Source organism: Mesorhizobium sp. M7A.F.Ca.AU.001.01.1.1 (genome assembly GCF_004022735.1).
In the GTDB taxonomy this organism is placed as follows: Bacteria; Pseudomonadota; Alphaproteobacteria; order Rhizobiales; family Rhizobiaceae; genus Mesorhizobium; species Mesorhizobium ciceri.
The window spans coordinates 1-5,196 of the sequence record NZ_RZPF01000484.1 but is presented as its reverse complement, the minus strand read 5'-3'; the positions used below and the strand labels follow the sequence as shown (position 1 = coordinate 5,196).

Sequence of the window (5,196 nt, the reverse complement as noted above, 5' to 3'; positions counted from 1 at the left end):
GGCCGAGCCCAAGTTGAAGGCCGAGTTCGAACGCCGCCTCGCCGGCAAGCTGCCGTCGAATTTCGACGCCGTCATCGCCGACTACAAGAAGAAGCTGTCGGCCGACAAGCCGAAGGTCGCCACCCGCAAATCCTCGGAAATGGCGCTGGAGGTCATCAACGGCGCCGTGCCGGAAACCATAAGCGGCTCCGCCGACCTGACCGGCTCCAACAACACCAAGACCAGCCAGACCAAGAACATTACGCCCGACGATTACGGCCAGCGTTATGTCCACTACGGCATTCGCGAACATGGCATGGCGGCCGCCATCAATGGCTTGACGCTGCATGGCGGCCTCATCGCCTATGGCGGCACCTTCCTGTGCTTCTCCGATTATGCCCGCCCGTCAATGCGTCTGGCTTCGCTGATGGGCATCCGCTCGATCTTCGTCATGACCCATGATTCCATCGGTCTGGGCGAAGACGGCCCGACCCACCAGCCGGTCGAGCATCTGGCGGCATTGCGCGCGATCCCCAACCACAATGTCTTCCGCCCGGCCGACGCGGTCGAAACCGCGGAATGCTGGCAGATCGCCCTGGAGTCGGAAAAGACGCCGTCGACCTTGGCGCTGACCCGCCAGAACCTGCCGACGGTGCGCACCGAATTCACGGCCAAGAACCTCAGCAGCCAGGGAGCCTATGAGCTGGCCGCCGCCAGCGGCGAGGCGGCGATAACGATCTTCGCCACCGGCTCCGAGGTCGAGATCGCACTTGGCGCGCGCGAGCTGTTGGAAAAGCACGGCCATCCGACCCGCGTCGTCTCGGTTCCCTGCTTCGAACTGTTCGACCAGCAGAGCGACGACTACCGCAAGAAGACGATCGGCAATGCGCCGATCAAGATGGCGATCGAAGCCGGCATCCGCCAGGGATGGGATCATCTGATCGGCTCAGACGGCATCTTCGTCGGCATGACCCGCTTCGGCGCGTCGGGCACGATCGAGCAACTCTATCCGCATTTCGGCATTACCGCCGAGGCCGCGGCCAAGGCGGCGGAAGCCCGCCTGCACGCCAAGTAAGATTCTGGGCCAGTTCGGCGAAACCGCGAAAACGGCTTCGCCGGGCTGGCTCAACTTAATCGATTTAAATCCACGCCAGTGCGGCTGGATTCTTTCTGCTTCCGCCGCTATGAAACTGCAGACCCCTCGTCCGCCCTCCAACTCCCAGGGAGAGAATTATGACCGTCAGAGTTGCCATCAACGGATTTGGCCGCATCGGCCGCAACATCCTGCGCGCTATCCATGAATCCGGCCGCAAGGACATCGACGTCGTCGCCGTCAACGACCTCGGCCCAGTCGAGACCAATGCGCACCTCTTGCGCTATGACAGCGTGCACGGCCGCTTCCCGCATGAAGTCTCGGTATCCGGCGACCAGATCACCGTCGGCAAGGAGACGTTCAAGGTCACCGCGATCAAGGATCCGACGCAGTTGCCGTGGAAGGAACTCGGCATCGACATCGCGCTCGAATGCACCGGCATCTTCACCGCCCGCGACAAGGCAGCGGCACACCTGACCGCCGGCGCCAAGCGCGTCATCGTTTCGGCCCCTGCCGAAGGCGCCGACCTCACCGTGGTCTACGGCATCAACCACGACCAGTTGACCAAGGATCATATCGTCATCTCGAATGCCTCGTGCACCACCAACTGCCTGGCGCCGCTGGCAGCCGTGCTGCACGAAACGGTCGGCATCGAAAAAGGCATGATGACGACGATCCACTCCTACACCGGCGACCAGCCGACGCTGGACACCATGCACAAGGATCTCTACCGCGCCCGCGCCGCGGCGCTGTCGCAGATCCCGACCTCGACCGGTGCCGCCAAGGCGATCGGCTTGGTGCTGCCCGACCTCAAGGGCAAGCTCGACGGCATCTCGATCCGCGTGCCGACCCCGAACGTCTCGGTCGTCGATTTCAAGTTCATCGCCAAGCGGTCGACCACGGTGCAGGAGATCAACGAAGCGGTGATCGCCGCCTCCAACGGCAAGCTCAAGGGCATTCTCGGCGTCACCCATCACCCGAACGTGTCGATCGACTTCAACCACGATCCGCGCTCCTCGATCATGGCGCTCGACCAGACCAAGGTGATGGACGGCAATTTCGTATCGGTGCTCTCCTGGTACGACAATGAATGGGGTTTCTCCAACCGCATGGGCGACACATCGGTCGCCTTCGGCAAGACCATCGCCTGATCACAAAGCCCTCTTTTCGAGACTTGGAACGCCCGGCTTTGCCCGGGCGTTTTTCATGAGCGCAGCTTGCGCCTTCCCAAATTGTGTCCCGGGCGCCAAAACATCCGAAAATCAGCGGCATAGACCAAAAAGCCACCCTGCCGCCTTGCACTGGTCACGTCTTCGCCCCACTCTCTCGCAAAGCAGGAGACAGACAAATTTGAGGGGCTGATTTCAGGATGGAGCATGCGATCTATCTCGTCACGCTGGTCGGCACAGCGCTTGTCGTCGCCGCCGCGTTTTCGAGCCTGATCGCCTTCCGCTTCGGCGCCCCTCTTCTGCTCCTGTTCCTCTGCATTGGCCTCGCCACCGGCACCGACGGTCTCGGCATCCAGTTCGACAATGCCCGCATCGCCTATTTTGCCGGCTCACTGGCGCTGGCCGTCATCCTGTTCGATTCCGGCTTCGGCACGCCGCTCAACGCCTTGCGGCAGGCAGCCGGCCCGGCGTTGTCGCTGGCGACCTTCGGCGTAATTCTGACCACCGGCCTGTTCGGCGCCGCCGCCCACTATCTGCTCGACCTCACCTGGCTGGAATCCTTCCTGCTCGGCGCCGCCGTCGCCTCCACCGATGCGGCCGCCGTGTTCTTCCTGCTGCGTGCCGGCGAGATCAATCTGCGCGAACAGGTGCACTCAACGCTCGAGGTGGAATCCGGCACCAATGACCCCATCGCCATCTTCCTGACCATCACGCTGGTCGAGATCATCGCCGCTCATGCCAATCCCGAGACCAACGTCCTGGTCACCAGCCTTTTCCTCGGCTTCCTCCTCAACATGGGCCTTGGCGCTGTCGTCGGCGTGCTCGGCGGCCTCGCCATCGTGCGTCTCGTCGACCGGCTCAATCTCGACCATGGCCTGCTGCCGATCTTCGTGCTGACCTTGTCGTTGATGGTCTTTGCCGCCGCCGGCGCCATTGGCGGCTCTGGCTTCCTGGCGGTCTATATCGCCGGCCTCATCTCGGGCAATTCCGATATCCGCGCCGTCACCATCCTCAAGCGCTTCCAGGACGGCATGTCATGGCTGGCACAGATCATCATGTTCCTCATCCTCGGCCTGTTCGCGACGCCCTCGCAATTCCCGGCGATCATGGTGCCGGCGGTGCTGCTCGGCCTGTTCCTGATGTTCGTGGCGCGGCCGGTCGCCGTCTGGCTCTGCCTGATCCCGTTCCGCATGCCGCGCCCCGAAGTCGCCTTTGTCTCGTGGGTCGGCCTGCGCGGCGCGGTGTCGATCCTGCTCGCCATCACCCCGCTGCTCGGCGGGCTGGAAAATGGCCGTGTCATCTTCAACACCGCCTTCATCATCGTTCTGGTTTCGCTGGTCATCCAGGGCTGGACGGTCGGACCGCTGGCGCGCCGCCTCGGTTTGATCGTGCCGGCGCGGCTCGGACCGCTGGACAAGGTCGAGCTGGAATTGCCGGGTTCGGCCCATCACGAGCTTCTCGCCTATCGCGTCGCACCCGGCAGCCCGGTGGCGCGCGGCGAGCGCATCCCACGCTGGGCGCGACCCTCGCTGGTGCTGCGTGACGGCCGTTCGATGCGCTTCCAGGACATGGGCCGGCTCGCCGCCGGCGACCAGGTCTACATTTTCGTCCCGGATCGCTATCCGCGCCTGCTCGACAAGCTGTTCGCCAGCCGTGCCGTGGTCGATCCCGAAGATGCCGATTTCTTCGGCGCCTTCGCCGTCGATCCAGCGCGCCCCGCCGCCGAACTGGAAGCAGCCTATACGCCGGGCCTGACCGAAGCGGAGCAAAAGCTCACCGTTGGAGCGCTGGTCACGGCGCGGCTCGGCGGCCATGCCGAATATGCCGACCGCGTCCTGCTCGGCCCGATAGAACTGATCGTCCGCGACGTCGACGACAAGGGGAAGATCATAGGCCTCGGCCTGTCGTTCGAGCCGACCGCGCCGGTGGCGCGGGTGCCGGTCTTCCTCAGCGCCGGAGAAATCGGCGACCGTCTTTCCGCCTTCATCCGCAATTGGCGCAAGCCGACCGAGGCGCAGGCGGACGAGGCGCGGGCGGACGAGAAACCGGCCCCAGAGCCAGCGCCGGAAAAGGCAGCAACCGAAAGCTGACAAACCCGCTATTGAGCGGAGCCATTCATCCGCCCGCCAGTGCAAGATCGTGCCCACTTCAAAATTTCGGTTCGAGCGCGCCCTAAGCCTTGCATCGTCGCCGATGCGGGGTATGGTCCCCCGGTTTTTCGCGAAAGGAACCCGCATGGCCGCCTTCAAGACACTCGACGATATCGGCAACATCAGCGGCAAGCGCGTGCTGGTGCGCGTCGACCTCAACGTGCCTGTCACTGAGGGCAAAGTCACCGACGCCACCCGCATCGAACGCATCGCACCGACCATCGCCGAGCTATCGGCCAAGGGCGCCAAGGTCATCCTGCTCGCCCATTTCGGCCGACCCAAGGATGGGCCTTCGCCCGAATTCTCGCTGGAGCCGATCGCCAAAGCCACGGCAGAAGTGCTCGGCCGCCCCGTCGGTTTCGCCTCGGATTGCGTCGGCGACACGGCCGGAAGCGCTGTCGCCGCCATGAACAAGGGCGACGTGCTGCTGCTCGAAAACACTCGCTTCTACAAGGCCGAAGAAAAGAATGACCCGGCCTTCACCGAAAAACTCGCCGCCAATGGCGATATCTTCGTCAACGACGCCTTCTCGGCCGCGCACCGCGCGCATTCTTCGACCGAGGGGCTGGCGCATCTGTTGCCGGCTTTTGCCGGCCGCACCATGCAAGCCGAGCTTGAGGCGCTGGAGAAGGGCTTGGGAAAACCGGTTCGTCCGGTCGTCGCCATTGTCGGCGGCGCCAAGGTCTCGACCAAGATCGATCTGTTGATGAACTTGGTGAAGAAGGTCGACGCGCTGGTCATCGGCGGCGGCATGGCCAACACCTTCCTCGCCGCGCGCGGCACCGATGTCGGCAAATCGCTGTGC

Annotated in this window: 4 protein-coding genes; all 4 read left to right on the top strand. The window is 63.8% G+C overall.

The genetic code is table 11. From position 1 onward, the window contains the following. Positions 1–1,054 (top strand): transketolase C-terminal domain-containing protein (locus EN884_RS25015; protein WP_281034843.1); only part of this gene is annotated, 1,054 nt, incomplete at its 5' end. 158 nt (positions 1,055–1,212) lie between these two features. After that, the gene (gene gap / locus EN884_RS25010) at positions 1,213–2,223 is read left to right on the top strand and encodes a type I glyceraldehyde-3-phosphate dehydrogenase (RefSeq protein ID WP_013529249.1); all 1,011 of its coding nucleotides are present in this window, start codon (positions 1,213–1,215) and stop codon (positions 2,221–2,223) included. A gap of 218 nt (positions 2,224–2,441) precedes the next feature. Then, a complete protein-coding gene (locus EN884_RS25005; protein ID WP_128360787.1) occupies positions 2,442–4,331 on the top strand; it encodes a potassium/proton antiporter in 1,890 nt (629 codons plus the stop codon). Positions 4,332–4,476: 145 nt separating this feature from the next. Continuing rightward, the coding region (gene pgk, locus EN884_RS25000; protein WP_128360786.1) for a phosphoglycerate kinase at positions 4,477–5,196 on the top strand (720 nt) is incomplete at its 3' end.